Origin of the sequence: Streptomyces sp. MCA2, assembly GCF_023544705.1 — a bacterium.
Lineage (GTDB): Bacteria > Actinomycetota > Actinomycetes > Streptomycetales > Streptomycetaceae > Streptomyces > Streptomyces decoyicus.
In genome coordinates this window covers 220,371-242,660 of sequence record NZ_JAMJFM010000002.1, presented here as the reverse complement: position 1 = coordinate 242,660, position 22,290 = coordinate 220,371, and the positions used below count along the sequence as shown (strand labels likewise).

Below are 22,290 nucleotides of genomic sequence, written 5' to 3'. Positions count from 1 at the left end.
GGGGCACATGCAGGGGCACGAAGGGGCACGAAGGGGAACGACGAGGCACAAAGACCGATCTGCGGTCCACCCGTAGCGCGACGGGGCGTCCGGCACCGTCCGGCACGTCGCGACGCGCTGTGACAAGCGCGGACACGTCTACCTCGGCACCGTCACCGCCGCAGCACTCCTCAGCTGGCTTCGATCGTGATCAGGAGGGAGCGAACCCAGGGCCGGTCTCCGGCCGTATCACGCTGCCGAGTGGCCGAGTGGCCGAGTGGCGGAGTGAGGGGCCGCCACAAAATAAGGACCGGGCGACGGTGCGGTTGCCTATATTCCTGTTCATGCCCGAGATACAGCTGCTCCATCCAGGCCACGCTCCCGCGCTACTCGCCTTCGAGCAGGAGAACCGGGCCTACTTCGCCGTGTCCGTCCCTGACCGAGGCGATGACTACTTCGCTCGGTTCGACGAACGGCTCCGTGCCCGGCTTGCCGAGCAGGAGGCTGGTGTCTGTTACTTCCACGTGCTGGTCGGCACCGAAGGTGAGGTGCTGGGGCGGGTCAACCTCGTGGATGTGGCGGATGGCGGTGCCGAACTCGGGTATCGGATCGCAGAGCGTGCCGCGGGCCGGGGTCTGGCCACCTGGGCCGTGCGGGAGCTGTGCGCCCTCGCCGCCAACAGCTACGGGCTGACCATTCTGCGTGCCGCGACCAGGCTCGATAATGCGGCATCGCGGGCCGTACTGGCCCGCTCAGGGTTCGCCGTCGTCGGCGAGAGACAGCTTTCGGGGCGCCCCGGTCTGTCATATCTCCGCAGCCTCGCGGATTTCACCGCTCCGCCCGGTGCGCCGGCCGTCCGTTAGGGAGTGTCTTGGGCCGTGATCATCTGGAGTGCGCAGGCTTCGGACCCAGATGCTGATCGCAACCCAGGCAACCCAGGCAACCCAAGACACCCCATTGTCACCCCTTGTCCTTACGGTCAGGTTGTTGGAGACGTGAGTTGTCGGCAGATCAGCTCGTGCGCGAGCTGCGCCCTGGCGAGCAGGTCCTCGCGGGCCGTGCCGAGATTGGCTCGCACTGACAATCCGTGCACGACGGATTGGACGAGTCCGGTCAGGGCCGCTGCGTCGGTCCCGGCGACGAGTTCCCCGTCCTGGACCGCTCGCTCGATGCGTGCGAGGAGCGTCCGCTCGTTCCAGCCGTGCAGTTCGGCGTAGTAGGCGCTGGCGTCGAGCGTGCGCGTGCTGTCGGCCATCGGGGCGCTGCTGAGAAGGCAGCCTGGATGTGCGTCACTTGGCCGGGTGAACTACTCGTGGACCGAGTCGATGAGGATCTGGTCGATGACGGTCCGGAGGTCCTTCTCGGCGACGGCCTGCCGGTAGATCTCCCGGTAGCGCTCGGCGTAGGTCCGCACCGCTTCCTCGAACAGCCCGGCTTTGCTGCCGGGTGCCCACCAGCATGCGGCCGGGGCCCGAAAAGGGGGCAGTCCTGGCCGGGTGAGGCGATCGGCCGGTCCAGCGGCGGGCTGACCACGAAGATCCACCTCGCCTGCGATGGGCAGGGGCGGCCGCTGGCCTTCACCCTCACCGCCGGGAACATCAACGACTGCACCCAGTTCGAAGCGGTGATGGCCCGCATCCGCGTTGAACGGTGCGGGCCCGGCCGTCCCAGAACACGACCGGACCGGGTTGCCGCGGACAAGGGCTACTCGTCCACGAAGATCCGTGCCTATCTGCGGCGGCGAGGTGTCAAAGCGGCGATTCCCGAGCGGATCGACCAGATCAACGGCCGCATCCGGAGAGGCGAGAGCCGGTGCCGACTCGACCGGGTGGCCTACCGGCGCCGCAACGTCGTCGAACGCTGCTTCAACCGGCTCAAGCACAACAAAGCCCTCGCCACCCGCTACGACAAACGCGCCCGCCACTACGAAGCCCTGGTCACCATCGCCTGCCTCAAGTTATGGCTGCCCTGACTTTGCGGACACGACCTAGGAGGCGGTGACCCTCGCGGTCAGCCCGTAGTCCAGCTCCGAACCATCGACGAGCACCGCCTCGACCGTGCGCGTACTGGGGTCGATGTCGGCCACGATCCCGTTCCCGGAGTAGCGGGGGTAGCCCGAGGCGCCCGTCTCACCCGTCGCCTCGACGACCGCCGATCGTACGGCTGAGTCCTCCATGGAGGCGCCGCCACTGTCCTCGACGTGTTCGGGGACCAACAAGATCCTGAAGCTTTTCGGCTCTGTAGTCACGCTCCGATATTTAAGTGCCTGTGCCACCAGCCGTGGGACAGGCGCACGGTAGGTGAGGCAAATCGGCTGGCCCTTTGTGCGGATGCCGCCGGAGGGTGCGAAGGCCGTCCGCACGTTCCGGCGGTCACCGGCGGATTACCTCCGTACCTGTCGGCCCCACTCTGGCCGGGGCGCCGACTCCTCGCCGCGGCAGGCCCGGGGCGGAGACGAGGCGTCGCTCGCCGCATTGGCCTCAGGCGTAGATCCGCATGTTCGTCGGTCCGCGTTCTTGTTGTGTGTGCGAGTAGCCCGGAGGGCACACGGCGAGAGCGATCCAGAACGCATGCCGTCACCTCACCGTCACCGACACCGACGCATCAGACAGAAGCCCTGATCCGTGCCTGATGCAGACCTGGACGCTCTCCGTGTGGCGTCGGCGGACGTCAGGGTCCCCCTTAGGGAAGCGAGGCCCAGCACTCATCCCTACTCGTGAGCGTCGAGGTGCTTCCACCGGCCTACGCTGATGTCAACTCCAGCCGCTCCAGCCAGAGATGAGGCCAAGCGCCCATGCCGCACCGCAAGGCCATCGCCGCCTCCGTGTTTGTTGCCGCCGCCGCTCTGCTCGTCCCCGCCGCCACTCCCGCCATGGCGACCGCGACGGCATCCGGCGTCGGTGCCCATCGGACCGCGCTCCAGCACGCCCTCGACGCCACCGTCGCCGCCGGAGTGCCCGGAGCCGTGGCCGAGGTGCGGGACGGACGTGGGGTGTGGCGTGGCAGCAGTGGGACAGCCGATCTGGGCAGTGGGCGTGCTGCCCACGCCCGGGACCGGTTTCGGGCCGGGAGTGTGACGAAGAGTTTCGTGGCCACCGCCGTACTTCAGCTTGTGGCCGAGGGCAAGGTAGGCATCGATGACGACATCGAGCGGCAGCTGCCCGGTGTGGTTCCCCATGGCGAACACATCACCGTGCGGCAGTTGCTCGATCACACCAGCGGCCTGGCCAACTACACCGACGTACTGCTGAAGAAGCCCGACCCTTTACGGGACGCGCAGAAGGCCACGTACACCCCGCGCCAGCTCATCGCGCTCGTCGACGACATGCAGCACAGGCCCGCCCCCGGCACGGTCTGGGAGTACTCCAACACCAACTACGTCGCCCTCGGGCTGCTCGTCGAGCATGTCACCGGGCAGTCGCTCGGGCACGAGATCGACCACCGCATCGTGCAGCCCCTGCGCCTGAAGGACACTTCCTTCCCGACCACCCCGCGCCTCGCGGGTGCGCAACTGCACGGCTACGAGTGGCTCGACGGCAGGGGACCGGGCACCGTGCCCACCGACTTCACCGAATTCAGCCCCGCCGCCTTCTGGGCCGCCGGGACGCTCATCTCCACCACGCACGACCTGAACACCTTCTACGGGGCGCTCTTCGACGGCCGGCTGCTGCCGCCCCGCCTGATGAAGGAGATGCGCGACATGCACCCCATGAACCCCGAGCGGCCCAAGCGTTTCTACGGCCTGGGACTGGAGAGCAACGGCAACACATGCCCGTCCGACGGGCCAGTGATCGGTCATACGGGAGAGGTTGTCGGATACCAGACCTTCAGCTTCACCTCGGCGGACGGCGAGCGGCAGGTCACCCTGTCCGTCAACACCGGTCTGACCATGCCTGACGAAGCGGCGGCCGCCGCGGTGAAGGTGCTCTCCACCGCTTTGTGCCACGCCGAGTGACCTACCAAGGCCAGGACCAGGGCCAAGGGGAGGGCCACAAGGCCAAGGTCAAGCGGGGGAGCCAGGAGACCCTTGCATTCACTCCCCGGCTGCGTCGAGAAAGATCTGCGCCAGTTCGCGCGGCTGGGAGAACATCGGCCAGTGGCCGGTGTTCATCTCGACCATCTGCCAGTGATCGCTGGTCAACAGCTTGGCCACGTCATCGTCTGGCTCGGCCCCGGCGAGCAGGCACGTGATGTACGTCGCCGGAAGTTCGCCGAGTGGCCGCGCCAGCATGGCGGGCTCGGTCAGCGTGGCGCCCGGGTGTGGCGTCGAGCCACCCACGATTCGTGCGATCTGCTCATCGGTGAGGCCCTGGCCGTCGTAGTGGGCCGCGGGCACGAGCGGCCAAAATCCTCTGTTCTCGGCGATCGATGCCTTCACCATCGCCCCGCCGTCCGGCCAGGCGGAGACGAACGGCTCGCCATCGGTCGGAACACTGGAGTCGACGAAGACCACGCGGGCCAGCCGGTCGCCGATCCGCTCCGCGGCCTGGCCTACCGGGATGCCCGAGTAGCTGTGACCTACCAGGACGACGTCGCGCAGATCCTGGCGTTCGACCTCGTCAACGATGTCCTGGACGTGGGTCTGCTGCCCGGCCGGCATGCCCTGCTTGTCGGCAAGACCGGACAGCGTCAACGGGTGAGCGCCGTGGCCGGCCGCACGCAGATACGGCACCACCTCGTCCCACGCCCACGCCCCGAGCCGCGCGCCCCCAACCAGTACGAAATTCGCCATGGCTGCACCGTAGCGGAGCGGCCTGACCACTGCCCTGAGAGCACTTTGGATACGCGTGCCAGGTTGTGCCTTGATTCGTGATCAAGACAGGACCTGGGCAGCCGCCATGGGGCCAGCAGCGAAGATCACGGCACCAGTTCGGGCCGGCGAGGGCAGGCCAGGAGCCACAACCCGCTCCGCGACCTCAGCTGTAGCCTGTCTGCCGCTAGCTGACACGCATGCACATTTCAAGGAGTGGTGATGTTCGACCTCATCGTCATCGCGCACGTTCCCAAGGCCGAAGACATCACTCCGGTTGCTGACGCCCTGGCCCGGATGCGCCCGCTGTGCCTTGCCGAGGACGGCTGTGTCAGTTGGGAGGCGTACCACTCGCAGGAGGATCCGGCCCGTTTCGTCCTGGTCGAGCGCTGGGCGACTCGGGAGCACTGGGAGACCCACGATGCCGGCGAGGCCATCCAGAAGATCTATGTGCCCGAGATCATGCCGCGCATCGAGCGCGAGGTGCACCCGAGCGCTCCGGTACGGCTCTGAGGCAGGGCCTGCCTTGAGCCGTGATCAATAGGTTGGACGTCTCCTCCGATGACCGTTTGAGGGCTGGTAGAAGCCTGGTTTGGCGTGGACCGAACGCACGGACACTGAAAGAGAGTTGAGCGAGCAACCGCTTCGCCCAGTGGCGCGAAGCGGTGTCTTCCCGGCCCTTGGTGGAGGAGGCAGCGTCCATCGGTCGGCGCGTCCGCCCGGTCGGCCCGACCGGCCCGACCGGCGCTCCGCGCGCCCGTACCTCCCTGTCCCCACCCGCCGGTTCGCCGTGCTCGGTCACGAACCCTTGTGCTCGTTTCTGTTCTACATAACACTCTCAATGCACAGAAGCGCGCACCACTGAACATGTTCGAACCTTGAGTGACGGTCGGTCGAGTCGAGGAGAGCAGACATGACGCAGTTCAGCCGACGGAGATTTCTGAGCGCGGCCATGGTGGGAGGAGCGTCCGTGGGTATCGCCCTGGGCAGTGGTCGTATGGCCCTCGCCCAGGCCGAGAGCCCGCGAGGGCTGACCGTCCGCGGGAGCGAATTCCTGCTGGACGGCGAGCCGTTCCGGATCCTCTCGGGCGCCTTCCACTACTTCCGGACGCATCCCAAGGACTGGCGGGACCGGTTGCTGCGGATGCGGGCCATGGGGCTGAACACGGTGGAGACCTACGTCGCCTGGAACTTCCACCAACCGTCCGAGGAGAAGGCCGACTTCACCGGATGGCGCGATGTCGCCTCCTTCGTACGGACCGCGGACGAGGTCGGGCTCAAGGTGATCGTGCGGCCGGGACCGTACATCTGCGCGGAATGGGACTTCGGCGGCCTCCCGGCCTGGCTCCTCAAGGACAAGGACGCGCCGCTGCGCCGCTCCGACCCCGCTTACGAGCGAGCGGTCGACGCCTGGTTCGCCGAACTGCTGCCCCGCTTCGTCGATCTGCAAGCCACACGCGGCGGCCCCATCATCGCCATGCAGGTCGAGAACGAGTACGGCAGCTACGGCGACGACCATGCGCACCTGGAACATCTGCGGGACACCATGCGGGCACAGGGCGTGGACAGCCTGCTGTTCTGCTCCAACGGCGCCACCCAGGAAGCGCTGAACGCCGGCAGCCTCCCCGACCTCCTGTCCACCGTCAACTTCGCCGGAGACCCCACCGGACCCTTCGCGGAGCTGCGGAAATTCCAGCCGGACAAGCCCCTGTTCTGCACGGAGTTCTGGGACGGCTGGTTCGACCACTGGGGCGAACAGCACCACACCACCGACCCGGCGCAGACCGCCGCCGACGTGGAGAAGCTCCTCGAAGCGGGAGCGTCCATCAACTTCTATATGGCGGTGGGCGGAACGAACTTCGGCTGGTTCGCGGGTGCCAACCTGAGCGACAGCGGCTACCAGCCCACCATCACCAGCTACGACTACGACTCACCGATCAGTGAATCCGGCGAACTCACCGAGAAATTCCACAAAGTGCGTGACGTGCTGGCCAAGTACACCACCTTGCCGAGCACGCCCCTGCCGGCCACGCCGCGCCGCATGCCGGCCCAGAGGGTCGCCGTCCGAGAGTCGGTGCCGTTGATGGACATGCTCGAGGCGCTGAGCAGCACTCCGGTACGGCATACAACTCCCGTGCACATGGAGGCAGTCGGGCAGTCGTACGGACTGATCCACTACCGCACCCGGGTGCGGGGGCCGCAGGGGGCCAAGGGCCTGAGGGTCACGGGCCTGGGCGATCGTGCGCTGGTGTTCGGCGACGGCAAGCGCATCGGCACCTTCGACCGCAACCAGCCGGACCACACCGTCGACTTCACCGTGGCGGGCGCGTCCAGCACCCTCGACCTCCTCGTCGACCCCACCGGTCGGGTCAACTTCGGCCGGAGCTTCAACGACCCCAAGGGAATCAGCGGCAAGGTCCTCCTCGACGACGAGGAACTGAGCGACTGGGAGATCCGCCGGCTGCCTCTCGACAACCTCTCGGCTCTGAAATTCGGCAGCGGAGACACACCGACCGGCCCCGCGTTCCACCGGGCCCGGATCCATGTCGACACCCCCGCCGACGGCTTCCTCGCCTTTCCGGGCTGGGACAAGGGCATGGTGTGGCTCAACGGGTTCGCGCTCGGCCGGTACTGGTCCCTCGGGCCGCAGGTCACCCTGTACGCGCCGAGCCACCTGTGGCGGCGGGGACGGAACGAGCTCGTCGTCCTGGAGATGGAGCGGACGGGGGACCGGATCGAGCTACGGGCCGAGCCCGACATCGGTTAGGTTCCGCGTCGCCGTCGACGGCCTCGTAGCAGGCTTCGATCAGGGCACGCAGCGCGGCCCGGGGCGGGCCGTTCCGTACCGCGAGGTAGGTCCGCATGACGAGCGCCGGCCCGCTCAGGGGACGGAACACCACGCCGGGGACGGGGAGCTGGTCGGCGTGCGGGGTGTAGAAGACCGTCCAGGACGGTTTGCCGTGGCCGATGGCGGCGAGGGTGTCCTGGTCGTTGGTGAACTCCGGGCCCAGGACGGGCGCGTAGCCGGCCGCCCGGCAGGAGCGCATCACCAGGTCGTGGAGCGCGGGGTTGCGGGGTCGCGGGGCGAGCCGCAGCGGCAGGTCCGCGAGCCGGGCCAGTTCGTGGCCCGCGGGCAGCGCCGCCACCAGCGCGTCCTGCCACAGCGGCAGGAACTCCAGGTCAGGGTCGGTCCGTTCACCGCGCAGCAGGGCGGCGTCCAGGTCACCGGACCGGACCTGCGCCAGGCGCTCCTCGGTGCTGCCGGTGACGAGTTCGCACTGCGCGCGGCCGGTGTTCCGGGCGAACGCGGTGAGCACGACGTCCAGCCGGGCACCCAGCCCTGAGCTGGTGCCGAGGCGTACCGTCGCGGCCTGTTCGGCGCGTAGTTCGTCGACGGCCTCACGGGCGCGTGCCTGGAGGGCGAGCATCTCCCTGGCGTATGGGAGGAGGCGGTTGCCGGCCTCGGTGAGCCGGACGACGCGGGTGGAGCGGGCGAACAGCTCGGTGCCCAGTTCGCGTTCGAGCCTGCGGAGTTGCTGGCTCACCGCGGACTGCACGATGTGCAGCCGCTCGGCGGCCCGGCCGAAGTGCAGTTCCTCCGCCACGGTGAGGAAATAGCGCAGCTGACGCAGTTCCATGGCCCCGGTCGCCCCCTGTTCGCCGTGACCACCATTGATCACGGTTCGCGATCAGTGTAGGCGCGGATCGCTCATTGGTCGGCGGGGGTGATCGCGGTTGGCTGGGGACCTCACGAACCGCGCGGCCCGCAAGGGCCCACGAGGCAGAGGGGACCGCCATGCCCAGCCTGGATGTCAACGACACCACGCTCTATTACGAGGACGAGGGAACTGGCCCGGCACTGCTGTTCCTGCACGGCTGGGGCACCAGCGGCCGGACCTGGGGCGCCCAGCTGCCCGACTTCACCCGGGACCACCGGGTCGTCACCGTCGACTGGCGGGGCTGCGGGCGGTCGGCCCGCCCCGTCCGCGGCAACACCACCTCCGGGGTGGTCAGCGACCTGGTGGCGCTGATCGGCGCCCTGCGGCTGGACCGGCCGGTGGTCGTCGGCTCGTCGATCGGCGGTGCCTTCGCCACGGAACTGGCACTGCGGCGACCCGAGTTGACCGGCGGCGTGGTTCCCGTGGGCGCGCCGGGGTACTGGCCGTCGACGGAGGCTCAGGCGGAGCTCGTGACCGCTCTGTGTCGCGATCGGGCCGGTACGGTCGCCGACTGGGTGCCGGGGTGGTACGCGCCTGGCACCGCGCCCGCGCTCATCGACTGGACGATCCGTCAGATCCTCGACTCCGGTGTCTACATCGACGAGCACCAAGCCACCGCCGACGGCTACGACCCGCGTCCGACACTGCCCGGGCTACAGGTGCCGATCCACTACCTCCACGGTGAGCTGGACACCGCGATCCCCGTGGAAGTGCCCCGGACCTGCGCCGCCCTTACGCCCGGCGCCGAGGTCAGCGTGATCGCCGGGGCCGGCCATATGCCGCACCAGGAGAGCCCCGAACGGTTCAACGCCGCGCTGCGCGCCGCGCTCGCCCGGATGGCTACGGCCGACCGGATGGTCCCAGTGGCCCGGATGGTCCCGGCCGCCCGATGAGTGCGTCCGAGATCGGGCAGGTGGCGCGGGCCAGGGATGACATCGACCCCGGACCCGGAGTCGTTCTTGGGCCCGGAGTCGCAGACATCACCATCGACAGGCTCTCCGCGGAGGCACGTCTCACCCGCCCCGATGCCCCTTGGCATCCAGCCCGACCGGGCGTGACACCCCGCCGTCACCACGTGTTCCGGCTGGCTTCGGGCAGGGCCCATGAGAGCTTCCATGTCCATCAGCTCAGGCAGCTCAGGCACCTCAGGCTGCCGGTCTCGCAGAAGTCGGAAGCGGGCCCGCCACCCCTCCCCGGCCATCATCGCCCCCCCACGCAGTCCAACGATCCGCCACCGGGCTCAAGCCCGCTTTCCCCTCCTCGGGCAACCCTGTATGTCAGTCGGAGGCGTGGGTGACCGGTAGCAATGACCGGTGGTAATGACCCTTGGTAGTGACCGGCGGTGTGGCAGGGTGGAAGATATGTGCGGCCGATATGTCTCCACCCGCCGTCCGCAGGACCTGGTCGACCTGTTCGACGTGACGCGCTGGGATTCCGACCTGGTGCTCGACCCGAGCTGGAACGTGGCCCCCACCGACGACGTGTGGTCGGTGCTGGAGCGCGTCGAGCGCGACACCGGCGAGGTCACCCGGCAGCTCCGGCCGCTGCGCTGGGGGCTGGTGCCGTCGTGGGCGAAGAGTCTGAGTGTCGGCGCGAAGATGATCAATGCCAGAGTGGAGACGGTCGCGGAGAAGCCTGCCTACCGCCGGGCCTTCGCCAAGCGCAGGTGCCTGCTGCCGGCGGACGGCTTTTACGAATGGGAGGCCGTCGCGGCGACCGGGAGGACCAAGGCCCGCAAGCAGCCGTACTTCATCAGCCCCGAGGACGGCCAGGCCATGGCGCTCGCCGGTCTGTACGAGTTCTGGCGCGCCCCCGACGTCTCCGACGACGATGCGCCGGGGGCGTGGTGGACCACCTGCACGATCATCACCACCGAGGCCACCGACACCGCCGGACGTGTCCACCCGCGGATGCCGCTGGCCATCGCCCCCGCTGACTGGAGTACCTGGCTCGACCCTGCCCACGAGGACCCCGGCGAGCTCCGCGCACTGCTCACAGCCCCGGCCGCAGGACACTTGGACGCCCGCGCCGTCTCCACCGCGGTCAACAGCGTACGCAACAACGGGCCGCACCTTCTGGACGAGATCGCCGACGCACCATCTGACGGCTGACGGCTGACGGCTGACGGCTGACGGCGATCGGGTCGGCGCTCAGATGCGGTGCATGGTCAAGCCGCACCAGGCCGTCGAACCCTCCAGCAGGCAAATCTGAGCGGCTTCGGTGACGGGCCTCGGTGAAGGGCTTCGGTGATGGGCGTCGGTGAAGAATTTCGTGACGGCTTCAGCCGGCGGCAGTCATCTTTCGGTCGCATCCCTCCACCACTCCATCGGCCGTGCGGCGGAGGCGAGTTGGCCCGTAGGGCGATCCTGCCCGCCTGCCTGAATGGGACCTTCGTTACCGAACGGGTCAGCCCTGGACCCGCGGAACCGAGGACCGATCATGCAGCTGCTCCGGCACACCGAAGAACTCGTTGCCGCCCGCCCCGGACGACTCCGTGCCGCATGGCGGGCCGTCCACGAACCTGTCGCCGGAGTGTCTCGGCGGATGCGACTCGTCGCCTGTGCCGTGCCGTTCACCGTCCTGCCCGCCGGCATCTGGCGGCTCCCGGTCGCATTCGACGAGGGGATCGGGCTCGGCGAGCGGGCGTACGTCGTCTTTCTGTCGGTGCTGTCCGAAGTCCTCGCATGCACCGCGTTCGGTCTGATCGCCCGCTGGGGTGAGGTGTTCCCGCGCTGGATCCCGTTGCTGGGCGGCCGCCGGGTCCCGACGAAGGCGGCGGTCATCCCGGCCGCCATCGGGGCCACGATCCTCACCCTCCTGTTCACCCTCCTGTTCACCCTCCTGTTCCCCGTCTCCGAGATCCGGGGAACAACGATCCGAGGCGACGTCCTGTCCGCCGACTACCCGAGCCGGGCCGGCGGCTGGGAGGCTGTCTGGTTCGTTTTCTGCTACGCGCCGCTGATCCTGTGGGGGCCCCTGCTGGCCGTGCTGACCATCGCGTACGGGAAGCGCCGTCGTGCGGCCGGGAACGTGCCTGCGGCTGCTTGAACACCGGAAGCCGGCGATGAGGGATCAGTCGCGGACGGCCTTGGCCCAGTTCTCACGGACGGTGCGCACCGCCTTGTTCAGCTGGGCCTCGGTCGGGAACTGTGGTGTGCCCTCGACCGTCGGCAGCCGGGCGGCCAGGGCCTTGTTGAGGGTGCCGTTCTTCGCCATGGCGGCCATCAGCACCGGGCGGGCGTAGTCCACGAGGCGGAGATTCTGGCCTTCCGGGCTGAAGAGGTACTCCTGCCACAGTCGCGCCGCGGCCGGGTGGGGGGCGTGCTTGTTGATCGCCTGTGCGTAGTACTGCGAGAAGCTGCCGTCGAAGGGAATGGAGACCTTCCAGTCCACGTCCGTCCCGCGGAGCTGGTCGATGTGCTGGAGGTTGAGGTAGTCCCACTCGACGCTGATCGGTGTTCTGCCCTTGGCGATCGCGGCCGGGTCGGGGTCGGCCCGGTTGTAGTTGCCTGCCTTGTCGAGGCGGGCGAAGAATTCGATGCCTGGCTGGATGTTGTCGAACGACCCCCCGTTGGCGAGTGCCGCCGCGTACACGGCGGCGAAGGCCGATCCCGCGGTCGTGGGTTCGCCGTGGATCGCGACCATGCCCTTGTACTCCGGCTGGAGCAGATCTGCGAAGGACGCGGGGCAGGTCCGCACGCGGGCGGCGTCGCAGCCGATGGAGACATAGCCGCCGTAGTTGTTGTACCAGCGGGCGTCGGCATCCTTCTGCTCCGGTGGGATCTGGTCGAACGGTGCGACCCGGTAGGGGGCCAGCAGGTCCTGCCGCGCCGCCGACTGGGCGAAGGAATCCCCCAGGTCGAGCACGTCGGGGGCGCGCTCTCGGCCACCGTAGCGCTTCACGGCATCGATCTCCTGCTGGCTGTGGCCGCTCGGATTGTCGATGACGACCTTGATGCCGTACTTCTTCTCGAAGCCGTCGATCAGCCCGCTGTAGTTGGCCCACTGGCGCGGCAGCGCGATGGTGTTGAGCCTGCCCTCCCGCTTCGCTGCCTTGATCAGTGCCGCCATCCCGCCCACCTCCGCGGCGGATCCGGCCCGGGAAGGTTCGACCGGCCGGGTGGCTCTCCCTTCCTCGCAGCCGACGAGACCGAGCACCGTGAGGCCGAGACAGCAAAGGAGAGCGCCCACGCGGACCCGATGATGTGTAGCCACGACGCCTCCAGCAGGACCAGGTGGGGGAGCGGTCCGCCGAGTGGGTGGCGGACAGGGACCAGAGCAGGCCATGGCACGGTGCGGTCGTATGGCCCGTACAGCGGCCCCGCTGCCACGGACGGCGCACGCCCGGAGAGGGGGCGGAACGCCGACGGGGCCTCGCAGTCCCGCCGAGCGGGCGTCCTCGGCAACCCCGCGGGGCCGTCGACACCTTGGCACGCGGGCGGTCCTGGCGCCGCCCCGCCGCGACGTGTCACTGCCCGAATTCTCTGTCCAGCAATGGTCCAAAACAGCGTACTCCGCCCCCTTGCGGGCCTCCGTCAAGACGGTGATCGGGCCAGGTCACAGCGGCTGAGAAGGTCTTCCTGCGACTCCTCTTCCTCGGGCAGGGCGTCGGGCCCGACCGCCTGAGCGGCCCAGATCGTCTTGCCCCTGGGGGAGTAGCGGGTGCCCCAGTGTTCGGCGAACTGCGCGACGAGGAAGAGGCCGCGGCCTTCTTCGTCGGTGTCCTTCGCCTGGCGGATGTGCGGGGAGGTGCTGCTGCCGTCGGAGACCTCGGAGATCAGGGTGCCGGGGGTGTGCAGGAGCCGCACGTGGATGGGCTCGGCGCCGTAGCGAATGGCGTTGGTGATCAGTTCGCTGAGGATGAGCTCGGTGCCGTAGGCGATGCGCTCCAGACCCCAGTCCGCCAACTGGCGGGCACAGTCGTTGCGGACCGGGCTCACCGCCGCCGGGTCGCGGGCCACGTCCCACTCGGCGACGTGTGCCGGGTCCAGCCGCCGGGTCCGGGCCACCAGCAGCGCTACGTCGTCGGTGGACCGGGCGGGCAGCAGCGATTGCAGGACGGTGGCGCAGGTGTCCTCCGGCGTACGGTCCGGTCCGGTGAGGGCCGCCCGCAGTGCTTCCATTCCGGCGTCCAGGTCGTGGCTGCGGTTCTCGACCAGCCCGTCCGTGTAGAGCACCAGCCGGGAGCCTTCCGGCAGCGTCAGTTCGGCGGTCTCGAACGGCAGGCCGGCGCCCAAGCCGAGCGGTGGGGAGACCGGCGCGTGCAGGAACTCCACTCTCCCGTCGGGGTGGGCCACGGCCGGTGGCAGATGGCCGGCCGTGGCCGCGGTGATCCGGCCGGAGACGTAGTCGTAAATGACGTACAGACAGGTCGCGCCGGTGATCGCCGGTCCGTCGTCGGTGTCCTCGTCCTGGACGTCGATGTGGGTCACCAGCTCATCCAGGTGCCCCAGCAGTTCGTCGGGGGAGAGGTCCAGGGCCGAGAAGTTGTGCACGGCGATGCGCAACCGGCCCATGGTGGCCGCCGCGTGCAGACCGTGTCCGACGACGTCGCCGATGACCAGCGCCACCCGGGCGCCGGGCAGCGGGATGACATCGAACCAGTCCCCGCCCACTCCGGCCTGGGCGGGGAGATAACGGTGCGCCACCTCCAGGGCATCCTGGTCGGGCAGGCCGCGGGGCATCAGGCTGCGCTGGAGCGTCATCGCCATGGTGCGCTCACGGGTGTAGCGCCGGGCGTTGTCGATACCCACCGCGGCCCGCCCCGCCAGTTCCTCGGCGAAGGACAGGTCCTCGTCGTCGAACGGAGGGGAGCTCCCCGACCGCCAGAAGTCCACCAGCCCCAGCACCACTCCCCGGGCGCGCAGCGGTACGACCGCCAGGGAATGCACCCCGTGGTCCAGGATGCGCCGGGCGCGTTCCGGGTCCTGGGACCGCCAGCCGGAAGAGCCGGCCAGGTCCGGCTCCACCATGGAGCGGCCCTGGTCCACACCCGCCGCCACCGAGGTGCCTGGGACGAACCCCCTCAGCTCGCCGACGGGGTGGAGCGGATGGTCCGGCGCCAGGCCGGCGATGGCCGTCCGACGCAGCTCGGTACCCGCCACGGCCGGCTCCTCACCTTTGAGGACCGGATCCAGCAGCTCGACGGTGACGATGTCGGCGAACCGGGGGACCGCCACCTGCGCCAGTGCCTCGGCAGTGCGCTCGACATTCAGTGTGGAGCCGATCCGCATCCCGGCGTCGTAGAGGAGCCGCAACCTCTCCCGCGCCACTTCGGCACGCCCTGACAGCCACCTCAGTTCAGTGGTGTCGCGCAGGGTCACCACGCTTGCCTGGTGGGCTCCGTAGGGGGTGGTCGACCGCTTGTTGACGGCCAGCAGTCTGTCCTGGGCCAGGTGCACCTCGTCGGTGGCGATCCGGTCCGACGCCAGGAGCTCGGCGGTGCGGTGGTCCAGCCCCAGGTCGCCGACAGGGCGGCCCTCCGCGTCCGCCGGCAGGTTCAGGAGACGCCGTGCCTCGTCGTTGGCCAACAGCAGCCGCCCGTCGCGGCCGACGATGAGGACGCCCTCCCGCACCGCGTGCAGGACCGCATCGTGATGCTCGTACATCCGGGTCATCTCGGCCGGTCCCAGACCGTGGGTCTGCCGGCGCAGCCGACGGCTCACCAGCCCCGCGCCGCCTCCGGCGAGCGCCAGCGCCCCGACCGCGGTGCCCAGGAAGATGGGCAGCTGCTGGTTGACCGATTTCTGTACCTTCTCCACGGTGACCGGTGCGGCGACGATGGCGACGACCTTGCCCGAGGAGTCCTTGACGGGGGCCGCGGAGACCACGGAGAGGCCCAGGGCGCCCTCGAAGGTCCTGGTGAAGGGCTTGCCCCGGGCAGCCTCGGCATACGGGCCGATGACGTGCTTGCCGATCTGCCGCGGGTCGCTGTGGGTGAGGGTGATCCCGTCGAGCTTGTACACGATGAGCGCGTCGACGCCGGAGGCCTTCCGGGCCGCCTCGGCGAGCGGCTGGAGTTTCGCGGTCGGATTGTCGCTGTTCAGCGCCTCCTGGAGGCCCCAGGAGTGCGCGAAGGACTCGGCGGCGGCGAGCGTCCGGTGCCGGGCGTCGGTCATGGTGTCCCGCTGGGCCTGGACGACGATGGCCACCACTGCCGCCGCGACCAGCAGCACCACGAGCACCAGCTGGAGGAGGAAGACTTCCTGGGCGACGCTGCGGGTGGGGAACGAGGGCGGTATGTGCTGCGGACCTCCGGCACCCGCAGTACCTTCGTCCGGCTGGTCGCCGGTGCCGTTCCCGGCAGGGGACGCGCCCGGAGCTGCGGAACGGCCGGGCGCGCGGCTCAGCCGGCGCCGGAACCGCCCCGAATGTCCGCTCATGATTCACATTTATCCTGCTTTGCCGCGGCGCTGGCAAGGCGCGCTACGGCAGTTGCCCCACGGGTCGGCGAGTGGGCTGCCAGGGCGCGGGCCGCACCGGCTCGTGCCGGGGCGGGTGCCGGCTCGCACCAGCAGGCGCTCGCTCGCACCGGCAGGCACCGGCAGGCACCGGCTCGCACCGGCCCTCGTCGGCCTCGCCGCTCGACGGCGGGGATCGTCGTCCGGTTGAGGGCTCCGAACCGTAATCGCGTCCGGCGGCGGGCGCTACCGCAGGAGCCATTTTCTCGTCAGCTCCATTACTTCTGCCCGGCTGCGACCGCCGTGGTCGGCGGCGATGAAGTGGCTGCCGATCCGCACCGAGAAGGTGATCATGCAGCGGACCTCGACGTCATCCTTGTCGGGGCAGAAGGATCCGAACAGTGAGCGCAGGTAGTCCATCCGCCGGTTGTCGACGCGTTGAAGGCGGCGCGCGACGGCCTCGTCGCGCCGGGCCCAGTCGCGGATCGCGAGGTCGATGGCGGTGCCCGTCACCGCTTCGGCGCCGAGCGAGGTGACGAGGGTGAACAGCCGGTCCAGCTTGGTCCGGGCATTTCCCCCGCCGCTCTCGACCTCCTCGATCACCGCCTCGGTGACCTCGCGCTCCCACGTGTCGAGCATCTCGGCGAGCAAGGCGTCCCGGTTGCGGAAGTACCCGTAGAAGCCGCCCTTGCTGACGCTGAGCGACTGCGCCAGCGACTCGATCCGTACGGCCTCCGGACCGCCGACGGCGAGCACCCGCAAGCCCTCCTCGATCCACCTGCCGCGAGGCGTGCGGGCATGGGCCATGGTGTGTCTCCCCTCACATCTTCCTCATCTATACGGTGCCGTATAACTGGGTCTAGTCTCATCTATACGGCATCGTATAGATAGGGGCCGCCTCATGAGACTCCCCAGAACCGCACACACATCCCGTCCCTGGCGGATCCACGAGATCGCCGGCGATTTCCACGTCGAGGACGTGTGGGCCCTGCCGACACCGGGCGGTCCCGATGACCTCCGGCACCTCGTGCGCCAGATCGCGAACAACGAGGGCGACGACGGGGGCGGCAGGAACGAGGGCGACGGCGAGGCCAACAGGGCAGCCATCTCCTCGCCCGTGTACCGCGGACTCTTCGCGGTCCGCTGGATGCTCGGGAGGCTGCTCGGCTGGGACAAGCCCGGCACCGGCATCGGCGCCCGGGTACTGACGCTGCGCGACCGGTTGCCTGTGGACCTCCGCGAGTGCCCTCGGGGGCCCGACCCCCGTTCGGTGCCGCTCACCTCCGTCTACCAGTTGCACGACGAGTGGGCGGCCGAGATGTCCAACCGGACCGTGCACGCGGTGATGCACATCGGCTGGGTCCCGGACGGGGCCGATGGCTATCGCGGTCAGATGGCCGTCCTCGTGAAGCCGAACGGGCTGTTCGGCGCCGTCTACATGGCCGCTATCAAGCCGTTCCGGTACGTGGGCGTGTATCCGGCGCTGTTTCGAGCGATGGGAGGCACATGGCAGGCGAGCGCCGGTCAACGGAGCGCGGGATAGCCGGGGCCGGCGGAGCGCGCAACCGTCGCCTCGGCGAGCGCGAGCCGGCCGCCCGTCAGCTCGGGCAATGCCCGCGGGGAGCGGCCGTGGAAAGGGCGAGGGGCCCGCTACGGGGGTGCAGGCCCCTCGTCCTCTCCACGGCCGCTCAGCCGCCGGGGCGCAGGGGCGGAGGTGGCCGAGCGCCGGGGGAGGGGCGCGCCCGGGCCGGGGCTACCGCGGTGCGGGCTCCTGGTACTTGAAGTAGGTGACCGGGGTGCTCGGCTTGGGGGACTGGACGTAGACCCGGGCGGGGATGGCCTTGATGTGCTCCTTCTCCGGACCGGTGCCGGGTGCCCCGGGTGCCGCCTGATACTGAACGAAGAGGTAGCCGACGTAGTAGGCACCGTCGCGCCGGCCTTGCAGGCTCCCCTTCTTGTCAGCCGGGAACTCCGTTTCGTACTTGTCTTCGTACTTGTCCTCCTGCGTGCCCGTTACGCGGTTGAGGGAGGTGGAGGAGTAGCTGTAGGTGAAGCCGATCTCGCCGCCGATCTCTCCCCCCGCACCCCCATTGGCGGGAGTGCTGATGACCTTGGGCGTGAACTTGCCACCCATCCCGTCAGATCAGCGCCTGACCCGCCCGTCGGCGTCGTCGGCTCCGTCGCGAGGGTGGGGACGCTGGAGGAGGCGGGTGGCAGGAGTGGAAGGGGGCAGGGGTGGCATGGTGCGGCATGGCGACTCCTGGAAGAGGTCCACGTTCCCGACCATCGTGGCCGCGGTGCACCCCCCCAACTCATCGCTCTCAGGTCGGGATGCGCCGCCTGCCCAACGGCAGAACCGCCGCGGCCACCTCGCCCTCAGGAACCACGGGCTCTCTCCCCAAAGACAGACGCCCGACCGCCCCGGCCTGGAGCTTCGCCGCCTCCGGCCCGGGGCTTCGCCGCCTCCGGCCCGGGGCTTCGCCGCCTCCGGCCCGGGGCTTCGCCGCCTCCGGCCCGGAGCTTCACCGCCCCCGGCCCGGGGCTTCGCCGACCTCGGCCCGGAGGCCTCGTCGGGCCCTCCACCCTCGCCGGGACTCCTGTGCCGCTACGCGGACGATGGACCGGGCCGGCACGCCCTCATGGGCGGCGGCCCCACGCGGAGATCATCGGGGACGTGGCGAGGTCGAGGCGGCCCGAAGTGACGTTCGCGAGATGCCGGTCGATCTCCTCGTCCGTCGCGAGGCCCGCCGCGACCAGCCTGCCGCGTACTTGTCGGGTCGTCGCCGCCTCCAGCACGTCGCAAGCCGCGGACGTGAGCGGGAAGTAGGCATCCGCGGTGACCTCGGTCAGCCCCGCCTCCCGCAGCAGCCGGGGGAGCTTGCGTCCGTAGGCCAGATCTGCGCCCCGAGCCGCCAGCAGCGAGCGGAATCCGGCCCGCAACCTGTTGGCCAAGGCCTGCTCGGGCCCGTACTCGTCCAGGCAGATCAGCGGCTGCGATGCCGGATCGGCGTCTTCCAACAGCAGCCACCCGCCCGGCCGTAGTGCGCCGACCATCGCGCGCAGGGCCCGCTCCCTGTCGGCCACATGCACCAACACCAGTCGGGCGTGGACGAAGTCGAAGCCGCTCCCCGGCGGCTCGTCCTGGCCCACGTCGTGGCGCAGCACCTCGATGACCCCTCCCGCTGCCTGGGAGGCCCAGGAAGTGTCGATGTCGGTCGCCACTACCCGACCGGTCTGCCCGACCCGGTCGGCCAGCCATGTCACCACCGAGGGGCCGCCAGCTCCGATCTCCCAGCACTGCCACCCCGAGGCGATTCCCAGGCCCTCGATGTGCCGGAAGGTGGTGGGGTCGAAGAGCTCGCTGAGCGCGTCGAATCGGGTGCCCGCCTCGGGCTGTGCATTGTCGAGGAGGTAGCCGCCGTCGTCGCGGGAGTCAGGTGCGGAGCACGTCATGGGGGGATTATCCCCCTCCCGTAATACCCCTGTCGTAAGGCACTACCGACCCCTCACACCCCTGCCGCCGGCCCCTGGGACGGCGCTGCGACCAACGGGAGTGAATCTAAGACTCGTCCCGCAAACTGCCTGCTCCGATGGCATGATCGAAGCGTGCACAGTGAACTCGGTCAGCCTGGTGCGATGAGATGTGTCCTGTTTGATGTTGATGGCACGTTGATCGACGCCGTGGACAATCAGCGCCTGGTGTGGCGAACGTGGGCAGAGCGATACGGACTGGACCCCGATGAGGTCTACCGTGTGGCGCTGCGGACGAGGCCGATGGAGACCTTCGCGCAGGTTGCTCCGGACCAGGATCCCGGGGAGTGCCTCGCCGCACTGCACGAGCTGGAGGACGAGGACGTCCGCTCCGGCGCCTATACGGCCTTCGGCGGCGCCTCGGAGCTGCTGAGCGCTCTGCGGCCCGGTTCCTGGGCGCTGGTGACTTCGAACTATGAGCACCGGGTTCGTGGACGCTTCGCACGGACGGGCTTGCCGCTCCCGGAGGTGCTCGTGGATGCGGCCGCCGTGGAGGAAGGCAAGCCGTCGCCGGTCCCGTATCTGCACGCGGCCGCGCTACTTGGAGCCAGGCCGGAGGAGTGTCTGGTCATCGAGGACGCCCCTTCCGGAGTGGAGTCCGGGCTGCGTGCCGGGATGACGGTGTGGGGTGTCAACGCCCCTGCGGCGGTGGACGGCGTGCACCGTCACTTCGGCAGCCTGCGCGAAGCGGTCCGCGACGTCCTTGCCTTCGCGTCCGGCCGCCGCGATCCTGCGGCTCGGTCGTGAGGCGCCCGCCGAGGGACGCGAGCCGGCCGGCCGCGCGGTGCCGCCGCTGAGGAAGCGGCGGGCACCACGTCGGCACGGGTGTGAGTCACGGTCAGCCGGTGGCGGAGACGCGCGCCCCTCAGCCCCAGGCCTGGGCGATGACGCCCTTGGCATTGCTCTGCTGGGTCTCGGTCGGGAAGGTCGGCGTGCCGGAGACCTTCGGCAGCTTCGCCGCCGCGGACTTGTCGAGCGTGCCGGCCTTCTTCATGGCGTCCATCAGAGCCGGGCGGGCGTATCCCTTGAGTCTGAGGTTCTGGCCCTCGGTGCTGTAGAGGTACTCCTGCCACAGGCGCGCGGCCGCGGGGTGCGGCGCATCCTTGTTGATGGCCTGCGAGTAGTACTGGGAGAACTTGCCGTCCGAGGGGACCGTGACCGTCCAGTCGACGCCCTTGGACTTGAACTGGTCGGTGTACCCGGCGTTGAGGTAGTCCCAGTCGATGCTGATCGGCGTCTGGCCCTTCTCGATGGTGGCCGCGGTGGACTTGACGGGCGTGTAGTTACCGTTTTTCTTCAGCTTGGCGAAGAAGTCCATGCCGGGCTGGATGTCGTCGTAGGAGCCGCCTCGGGCGAGGGCGGCCGCGTACACGGCGCCGAAGGCCGAACCCGAGGTGGTGGGGTTGCCGTTGAGCGAGACCTTTCCCTTGTACTGCGGCTGGAGCAGATCCTTGAAGCTGGTCGGGCAGGTCTGCACACGCTTGGCATCGCAGCCGAAGGAGATATAGCCGCCGTAGTCGTTTGCCCAGCGGCCGATCGAGTCCCGCTGGACATCGGGGATGTCAGCGAAGCCGGCGACCATGTATGTCGCGAGCAGCCCCTGCTGGGCGGCGCTCTGCGCGAAGGAGCTGCCGAGGTCGAGGACGTCGGGCGCGTTGTCCTGGCCCTTGCGCGAGGTGACCGCGCTGATCTCGTCCTGGCTGGCTCCCTTCGGGTTCTCGACCTCGACCTTGATGCCGTACTTCTTCTTGAAGCCGTCCATCAGGGCGCCGTAGTTGGCCCAGTCGCGGGGCAGCGCGATCGCATGCAGCGTGCCCTCCTTCTTGGCCGCCTTGGCCAGGGCACCGATACCGCCGGCGGCCTCGGCCGTGGTCGCGGTGGCCGCGCCCTTTCCACCCTCGGCTGTCGACGCGTCGGGGTCCGCGCCACAGGCGCTGAGGGTGACGGCGGCGACGGTGAGGACGCCGGTGAGGACGGCTGTCCTCGGCAGGAACACGGTCACGGTCTCTCCAGGGGTACGCACAGAGCATTGAGGGGATCATGCGGGGCTACACAAGGGATGTACGTGGGGGGTGAGCACTTGTCCGACGACTTGTCTGACAAGTTGGGCCTCAGTAGGCCCAACTATGGTGTCCGCCAGGTAAACATTGGGGAAACTAATGACTTCAATTCCCTCGCAATCGCAGCTCGCAGGGGTCGGCACGGCACCTCGGCCAGGCCGTCCGCGCTGCACAATCTGCGCACAACTCCGCGCGGCAGAGGAAGTATGACGGCACGATGCCAGGAGATCGCCAAGAGCTGAGGCGGGTGATCGATGGCGAGGGATGCACCGTGAGCGGACTGTCCCCCCGGCGGAGACCGAACTCGCGGCCCACTGCGGCGTGTCGCGTGGCACGGTCCGCCAGGCCGTCGCGTCCCTGACCGCCGAGGGGCTCATCGGGTCACGACAGGGTGCCGCCGAGGGACTGATCGGGTCATACCAGGGCATCCGCTGTGTGGTCCTGGCTGGTTGCCGCAGCCAGAGCTTCACCGACTGGGCGGTTTTGCGCAGTGGGCGCAGGCGAGGGAGGGGCCGCTGCCGTGCAGTTGACGGTGACCCGCCGCCCGCCTAATCACTCAGCCCCACGACGCTCCAGCCCCGCCGGGCCGCTTCGGTGAGGACGTGGCCCCACTCCTCCAACGGGGCGGTGAACCCGTCGAAGTCGCCGACCCGGCCCCTGGGGTCGTTGGCATGCTCGTCAAAGGCCCCACGCAACCCGCCGATCCGGGCCCCAGTCATGGCTAGTCGACGGTCATCACGGTGATGTCCAGTCCCATGGGGGGGGCGGGGAGGCTGCTGATCGCCGGGACACGACAGTGCTGTTCGTGGACAGCCGTGCTGATTTCTGGCACCAGGTGTGGAGGGATCGCC

At 69.3% G+C, this 22,290-nt stretch carries 20 protein-coding genes and 2 pseudogenes; 11 read left to right on the top strand and 11 right to left on the bottom strand.

The annotated features are described in order from the left end of the window. The first annotated feature begins 323 nt into the window (after positions 1-323). Positions 324-842 (top strand): GNAT family N-acetyltransferase, encoded by a 519-nt coding sequence (locus M8I34_RS02905; protein ID WP_250047709.1) that lies wholly within the window; start codon positions 324-326, stop codon positions 840-842. Positions 843-958: 116 nt separating this feature from the next. Here M8I34_RS02905 and M8I34_RS02900 read toward each other — a convergent pair whose 3' ends face one another. Beyond that, positions 959-1,234, bottom strand: a complete 276-nt coding sequence (locus tag M8I34_RS02900; protein WP_250047708.1) for a hypothetical protein — start codon at positions 1,232-1,234, stop codon at positions 959-961. A gap of 193 nt (positions 1,235-1,427) precedes the next feature. On the opposite strand from M8I34_RS02900, the pseudogene M8I34_RS02895 reads away from it, so the two are divergent. After that, positions 1,428-1,951, top strand: a pseudogene (locus tag M8I34_RS02895) (IS5 family transposase); the annotation flags it as partial. A 15-nt stretch (positions 1,952-1,966) separates the two neighbouring features. On the opposite strand, the gene M8I34_RS02890 reads toward M8I34_RS02895, so the two are convergent. Then, entirely contained in the window at positions 1,967-2,227 is a 261-nt protein-coding gene (locus M8I34_RS02890; protein WP_250047707.1) for a hypothetical protein, read from the bottom strand. Between the two features lie 546 nt (positions 2,228-2,773). Here M8I34_RS02890 and M8I34_RS02885 point away from each other — a divergent pair. Next, entirely contained in the window at positions 2,774-3,934 is a 1,161-nt protein-coding gene (locus M8I34_RS02885; RefSeq protein WP_250047706.1) for a serine hydrolase, read from the top strand. Between the two features lie 78 nt (positions 3,935-4,012). On the opposite strand, the gene M8I34_RS02880 is transcribed toward M8I34_RS02885, so the two are convergent. Further along, a complete protein-coding gene (locus tag M8I34_RS02880; RefSeq protein WP_250047705.1) occupies positions 4,013-4,711 on the bottom strand; it encodes an alpha/beta fold hydrolase in 699 nt (232 codons plus the stop codon). Positions 4,712-4,951: 240 nt separating this feature from the next. On the opposite strand from M8I34_RS02880, the gene M8I34_RS02875 reads away from it, so the two are divergent. After that, positions 4,952-5,242 (top strand): putative quinol monooxygenase, encoded by a 291-nt coding sequence (locus M8I34_RS02875; RefSeq protein WP_250047704.1) that lies wholly within the window; start codon positions 4,952-4,954, stop codon positions 5,240-5,242. A gap of 400 nt (positions 5,243-5,642) precedes the next feature. Continuing rightward, positions 5,643-7,496 carry a beta-galactosidase family protein gene (locus M8I34_RS02870; RefSeq protein WP_250047703.1) on the top strand — a complete coding sequence of 618 codons (1,854 nt, stop codon included), beginning with the start codon at positions 5,643-5,645 and terminating at the stop codon, positions 7,494-7,496. Here the strand turns inward: M8I34_RS02870 and M8I34_RS02865 are convergent. Then, positions 7,381-8,367, bottom strand: coding sequence for a LysR family transcriptional regulator (locus M8I34_RS02865; protein WP_250047702.1), 987 nt, complete (start codon positions 8,365-8,367; stop codon positions 7,381-7,383). The two genes, M8I34_RS02870 and M8I34_RS02865, sit on opposite strands and share 116 nt — an antisense overlap. 158 nt (positions 8,368-8,525) lie before the next feature. On the opposite strand from M8I34_RS02865, the gene M8I34_RS02860 reads away from it, so the two are divergent. From M8I34_RS02860 to M8I34_RS02850, 3 genes are all read left to right on the top strand, one after another. Beyond that, the gene (locus M8I34_RS02860; protein WP_250047701.1) at positions 8,526-9,341 is read left to right on the top strand and encodes an alpha/beta fold hydrolase; all 816 of its coding nucleotides are present in this window, start codon (positions 8,526-8,528) and stop codon (positions 9,339-9,341) included. Between the two features lie 468 nt (positions 9,342-9,809). Further along, complete coding sequence (locus M8I34_RS02855) at positions 9,810-10,559, top strand: SOS response-associated peptidase (RefSeq protein ID WP_250047700.1); 750 nt, start codon at positions 9,810-9,812, stop codon at positions 10,557-10,559. A gap of 328 nt (positions 10,560-10,887) precedes the next feature. Beyond that, positions 10,888-11,496 (top strand): hypothetical protein, encoded by a 609-nt coding sequence (locus M8I34_RS02850; protein WP_250047699.1) that lies wholly within the window; start codon positions 10,888-10,890, stop codon positions 11,494-11,496. 24 nt (positions 11,497-11,520) lie between these two features. On the opposite strand, the gene M8I34_RS02845 is transcribed toward M8I34_RS02850, so the two are convergent. The 3 genes from M8I34_RS02845 to M8I34_RS02835 form a co-directional block, all read right to left on the bottom strand. Then, a complete protein-coding gene (locus tag M8I34_RS02845; RefSeq protein WP_374210844.1) occupies positions 11,521-12,735 on the bottom strand; it encodes an ABC transporter substrate-binding protein in 1,215 nt (404 codons plus the stop codon). 248 nt (positions 12,736-12,983) lie between these two features. After that, positions 12,984-15,830: a SpoIIE family protein phosphatase/ATP-binding protein gene (locus M8I34_RS02840; RefSeq protein WP_250047697.1), complete on the bottom strand. Its 2,847-nt coding sequence runs from the start codon at positions 15,828-15,830 to the stop codon at positions 12,984-12,986. A gap of 264 nt (positions 15,831-16,094) precedes the next feature. After that, the gene (locus M8I34_RS02835) at positions 16,095-16,655 is read right to left on the bottom strand and encodes a TetR/AcrR family transcriptional regulator (RefSeq protein WP_250047696.1); all 561 of its coding nucleotides are present in this window, start codon (positions 16,653-16,655) and stop codon (positions 16,095-16,097) included. A 94-nt stretch (positions 16,656-16,749) separates the two neighbouring features. Here M8I34_RS02835 and M8I34_RS02830 point away from each other — a divergent pair, with 94 nt between their 5' ends. Continuing rightward, a complete protein-coding gene (locus tag M8I34_RS02830; RefSeq protein WP_250047695.1) occupies positions 16,750-17,391 on the top strand; it encodes a DUF2867 domain-containing protein in 642 nt (213 codons plus the stop codon). Between the two features lie 210 nt (positions 17,392-17,601). Here M8I34_RS02830 and M8I34_RS02825 read toward each other — a convergent pair whose 3' ends face one another. Together M8I34_RS02825 and M8I34_RS02820 are read right to left on the bottom strand one after the other, a co-directional pair. Then, a complete protein-coding gene (locus M8I34_RS02825) occupies positions 17,602-17,982 on the bottom strand; it encodes a hypothetical protein (RefSeq protein ID WP_250047694.1) in 381 nt (126 codons plus the stop codon). A 503-nt stretch (positions 17,983-18,485) separates the two neighbouring features. After that, positions 18,486-19,301: a methyltransferase domain-containing protein gene (locus M8I34_RS02820; protein WP_250047693.1), complete on the bottom strand. Its 816-nt coding sequence runs from the start codon at positions 19,299-19,301 to the stop codon at positions 18,486-18,488. A 183-nt stretch (positions 19,302-19,484) separates the two neighbouring features. On the opposite strand from M8I34_RS02820, the gene M8I34_RS02815 reads away from it, so the two are divergent. Continuing rightward, positions 19,485-20,126: an HAD family phosphatase gene (locus tag M8I34_RS02815; protein WP_250047692.1), complete on the top strand. Its 642-nt coding sequence runs from the start codon at positions 19,485-19,487 to the stop codon at positions 20,124-20,126. Between the two features lie 118 nt (positions 20,127-20,244). Here M8I34_RS02815 and M8I34_RS02810 read toward each other — a convergent pair whose 3' ends face one another. Then, positions 20,245-21,381 (bottom strand): ABC transporter substrate-binding protein, encoded by a 1,137-nt coding sequence (locus M8I34_RS02810; protein ID WP_250047691.1) that lies wholly within the window; start codon positions 21,379-21,381, stop codon positions 20,245-20,247. Positions 21,382-21,645: 264 nt separating this feature from the next. Between M8I34_RS02810 and M8I34_RS02805 the strand changes: the two are divergent. Further along, positions 21,646-21,942, top strand: a pseudogene (locus M8I34_RS02805) (GntR family transcriptional regulator); the annotation flags it as partial. A 45-nt stretch (positions 21,943-21,987) separates the two neighbouring features. Here M8I34_RS02805 and M8I34_RS02800 read toward each other — a convergent pair. Beyond that, positions 21,988-22,158, bottom strand: a complete 171-nt coding sequence (locus M8I34_RS02800; RefSeq protein WP_250047690.1) for a hypothetical protein — start codon at positions 22,156-22,158, stop codon at positions 21,988-21,990. Positions 22,159-22,290: the final 132 nt, after the last annotated feature.

Coding starts and splice junctions, on each gene's coding strand:
- M8I34_RS02905 (WP_250047709.1), top strand. CDS start 324: ATGCCCGAGATACAGCTGCTCCATCCAGGCCACGCTCCCGCGCTACTC.
- M8I34_RS02900 (WP_250047708.1), bottom strand. CDS start 1,234: ATGGCCGACAGCACGCGCACGCTCGACGCCAGCGCCTACTACGCCGAA.
- M8I34_RS02885 (WP_250047706.1), top strand. CDS start 2,774: ATGCCGCACCGCAAGGCCATCGCCGCCTCCGTGTTTGTTGCCGCCGCC.
- M8I34_RS02880 (WP_250047705.1), bottom strand. CDS start 4,711: ATGGCGAATTTCGTACTGGTTGGGGGCGCGCGGCTCGGGGCGTGGGCG.
- M8I34_RS02875 (WP_250047704.1), top strand. CDS start 4,952: ATGTTCGACCTCATCGTCATCGCGCACGTTCCCAAGGCCGAAGACATC.
- M8I34_RS02870 (WP_250047703.1), top strand. CDS start 5,643: ATGACGCAGTTCAGCCGACGGAGATTTCTGAGCGCGGCCATGGTGGGA.
- M8I34_RS02865 (WP_250047702.1), bottom strand. CDS start 8,367: ATGGAACTGCGTCAGCTGCGCTATTTCCTCACCGTGGCGGAGGAACTG.
- M8I34_RS02860 (WP_250047701.1), top strand. CDS start 8,526: ATGCCCAGCCTGGATGTCAACGACACCACGCTCTATTACGAGGACGAG.
- M8I34_RS02855 (WP_250047700.1), top strand. CDS start 9,810: ATGTGCGGCCGATATGTCTCCACCCGCCGTCCGCAGGACCTGGTCGAC.
- M8I34_RS02850 (WP_250047699.1), top strand. CDS start 10,888: ATGCAGCTGCTCCGGCACACCGAAGAACTCGTTGCCGCCCGCCCCGGA.
- M8I34_RS02845 (WP_374210844.1), bottom strand. CDS start 12,735: ATGGCCTGCTCTGGTCCCTGTCCGCCACCCACTCGGCGGACCGCTCCC.
- M8I34_RS02840 (WP_250047697.1), bottom strand. CDS start 15,830: ATGAGCGGACATTCGGGGCGGTTCCGGCGCCGGCTGAGCCGCGCGCCC.
- M8I34_RS02835 (WP_250047696.1), bottom strand. CDS start 16,655: ATGGCCCATGCCCGCACGCCTCGCGGCAGGTGGATCGAGGAGGGCTTG.
- M8I34_RS02830 (WP_250047695.1), top strand. CDS start 16,750: ATGAGACTCCCCAGAACCGCACACACATCCCGTCCCTGGCGGATCCAC.
- M8I34_RS02825 (WP_250047694.1), bottom strand. CDS start 17,982: ATGGGTGGCAAGTTCACGCCCAAGGTCATCAGCACTCCCGCCAATGGG.
- M8I34_RS02820 (WP_250047693.1), bottom strand. CDS start 19,301: ATGACGTGCTCCGCACCTGACTCCCGCGACGACGGCGGCTACCTCCTC.
- M8I34_RS02815 (WP_250047692.1), top strand. CDS start 19,485: ATGAGATGTGTCCTGTTTGATGTTGATGGCACGTTGATCGACGCCGTG.
- M8I34_RS02800 (WP_250047690.1), bottom strand. CDS start 22,158: ATGACTGGGGCCCGGATCGGCGGGTTGCGTGGGGCCTTTGACGAGCAT.